General features: G+C 57.3%; 5 protein-coding genes. 4 read left to right on the top strand and 1 reads right to left on the bottom strand.

Annotated elements, in window-relative coordinates; all coding sequences use genetic code 11:
• The coding region (locus tag RMN95_RS13480) for a hypothetical protein (RefSeq protein WP_309617423.1) at positions 1-192 on the bottom strand (192 nt) is incomplete at its 3' end.
• Between RMN95_RS13480 and RMN95_RS17190 the strand changes: the two genes are divergently transcribed.
• From RMN95_RS17190 to RMN95_RS13465, 4 genes are read left to right on the top strand one after another with little or no spacing between them, the layout of a single operon-like run.
• The gene (locus tag RMN95_RS17190; protein WP_397545294.1) at positions 121-780 is read left to right on the top strand and encodes a TIGR04255 family protein; all 660 of its coding nucleotides are present in this window, start codon (positions 121-123) and stop codon (positions 778-780) included. The genes RMN95_RS13480 and RMN95_RS17190 overlap by 72 nt on opposite strands.
• Complete coding sequence (locus tag RMN95_RS13475; protein ID WP_309617422.1) at positions 773-1,417, top strand: hypothetical protein; 645 nt, start codon at positions 773-775, stop codon at positions 1,415-1,417. The genes RMN95_RS17190 and RMN95_RS13475 overlap by 8 nt, the downstream gene beginning before the upstream one ends.
• 2 nt (positions 1,418-1,419) lie before the next feature.
• Complete coding sequence (locus RMN95_RS13470; RefSeq protein ID WP_309617421.1) at positions 1,420-2,097, top strand: hypothetical protein; 678 nt, start codon at positions 1,420-1,422, stop codon at positions 2,095-2,097.
• 1 nt (position 2,098) lies between these two features.
• Complete coding sequence (locus RMN95_RS13465; protein ID WP_309617420.1) at positions 2,099-2,377, top strand: hypothetical protein; 279 nt, start codon at positions 2,099-2,101, stop codon at positions 2,375-2,377.
• The last annotated feature ends 131 nt before the right edge of the window (positions 2,378-2,508 follow it).

Genomic DNA, 2,508 nt, shown 5'->3' with positions numbered 1-2,508 from the left:
CCCGTCGCACTGACGGTGATGGAGATCAAACATCCCCAGAGCAAATAATTGAGTCGCGGCGACCTCGCTGGTATCAAGCAGAAGCTCGAACACGTAGCACCGCTTCAAAAGGCTGAAGACGTGGCTGAGGTCCAGATGTTTATGAACCCCGGCGCTCAGCCGGTAAGTAGCTCTAGAAATCTGACGCTCCATCGCTTCTCCACCCGCGACAAGCGGACGTCGATAACTTACGCAAACGAGTCAATCGTCGTCGAAACAACGGATTATTTGAATTGGACTTGGTTCAGGAGTTTCGTCGAGGCCGCCGTATCGGCTCGACAAGATATCGCGCCCGTGGACGGTATTGAGCGAATTGGATTGCGGTACATCGATGAGATCCGCGTACCCAATACAGGCGGGTCGGTGGACTGGAGGGAGTGGGTAGCACCCAGCCTCTTACCGCCGAAATATCAAGACCTTCAGGCTTTGCAACAGCAGGCAGTTGTGCAATACAAATCTGGCGAGCCAGAGGACACTCTCACGCTCCGCTATGGGGCGGTAAATGGGCCACCCGCGGTCGTTGTCGGACCCAACCTGGTTCGTGCGAATGCTCCTGGGGTAGGCCCCTACTTCTTGCTCGATACCGACTCAGCATGGACTCTAGCTCCGGGAGCGCCGGTGCCTGTGCTCTCGCTCAGCTTCGTAACCGAAACGGCAAATCGTCTTCACGCACCAGCCGAGGGCTTATTTGAAGCCCTGATTACAGCGCGTTCTCGTACGGAGGTCTTCGAAAGTGAGTGATACCACCCTGATCACCAGTGTTTCGACTGGCAACCTATGGCCCTTCTCGAGTGTCGCCATTCCGAGCACTCGGCCCACCGCCGAGTTGCTAGATCGTGCAGAAGTTCTTCACCGGCAGGTGTCTGATCTTCAGTCCGACACGGCTGGCCTGAGGCGTCGCGGTCTGGTTCGCGAACTCGAAGACCGGCAGGAGGTCGTAGCTGCGTCGGCTCGCACCGACTTACTCGAAGTACTTTCTGACGCGGGCTTCGCTTGGAGAGATGTCGCACGACTCGCTCAGGTAAGTGTTCCCGCAGTTCAGAAGTGGCGTCGAGGTGAGGGCATGACTGGCCCGAACCGTTACAGAATTGCCAAAGTTGTCGCCCTGTTGGACGTACTCGCTAACCACTTCGTGAGCGAACCCGTGTCCTGGCTGGAAATGCCTGTCAAAGAAGGAGTCGAGCTCTCGCGGCTGGATTTGGTGACGCAGGGCCGCTTCGATCTAGTCCTCGAGCTAATCAGCGATGATGGCGACCCGGTTTCTGCCAGTGCGGTCCTCGACGAGTTCAGACCTGACTGGCGAGATTCGCTGGTTGACAACGCTTTCGAGGCGTTCGTTGCGTCAGATGGAGTCGTCTCTATTCGTCCCAGAAGGTAGCCGTGGCTGACGATTGGGACCTCGAGACTCCACAGACGAGCGAAGAGCTCTACCTCTCGTATGGCGATGAAGTCTCCGAATTCGACACGCGACCCGCTTTTACAGGCGACGTCTACAAATTGGCGACCGGTCGCATCGTGGCACTAGTGCAACACCCATGCGCCATGCGCCGAGGAGTCTCACTGGCCTCAAAGCTTCTTGCATGTGAGGTGAAAGTGAATCGCGGCGGAATGCCGAGTGACTGGTCGACTGGACACTTCAAGCGAATGTTCTTGTCGGACCTCGCGGGCACGTCCTATTTCGTTGACTTCGATGAGTTCGATGCGATCACTCGTGCCGAACTAGAGGCTGCTAATCGAATCGCAATACTCTCCAGCCGCGGCGTGAACCTGCTCGTGCAACGTTGGTTGCATCACAATTCACGAGTAGTCGTGCCAACAATCACCATCAACGTACAAACATCGGGTCCGTTCGAGGAAGCAGATCTAATTCAAGAGGCATGTGAGGATCTCATTGCTGCCGGGACTGCGATCAACGATGCGTCGGCAAAAGTCGATGAATGGCTCGGCGAATCTGCAGGAGACAGCGCGACATCCCATCGCGACATGCTCGCAGATCCGCAGCAGCGAAGCGTCGTTAGATCGAGTCTTCGCCGGCAGGTGCGGGCCTGGATTTCCTAACTTGAACTTCTTACCATACGAAACGGTCGCCGCCCTTCCACCGGGGATGCGCGGCCGCGCAGATCGATCGCTCTCAGCGCGACCTGGTCTAGACACCGAAGACATTGCCAAGCCGCACGCCCTCAACGACATCGGCTCTGTGGCCGCCGCCGAAATGCTCTTCGAATCGCTCTACCTGGGTGACGCAATGCCTGACCGAAGGATGAAACTGCTCCAGCGCATCTTCTCCATCGGGCTACCCGCCACACCTCCAGCTCCCTCCGCCCCCAAATTTGATTGACTTCTCCCACCTCATCTTCTGTTCTCTTTTTCCCTGATCAGCCGCCACCCCTTCAATTCCCAACCTCCCTCAGACAACTTGTTGGGTGGGGGAGGTTGGGAATCGCGCGCAGCGCGGGGGTGGCGGCTGAT

It is taken from the genome of Salinibacterium sp., from assembly GCF_031364185.1.
GTDB lineage: Bacteria > Actinomycetota > Actinomycetes > Actinomycetales > Microbacteriaceae > Rhodoglobus.
Note: the sequence above shows the minus strand (reverse complement) of the source record. Positions and strands in the feature narration are given on the sequence as shown.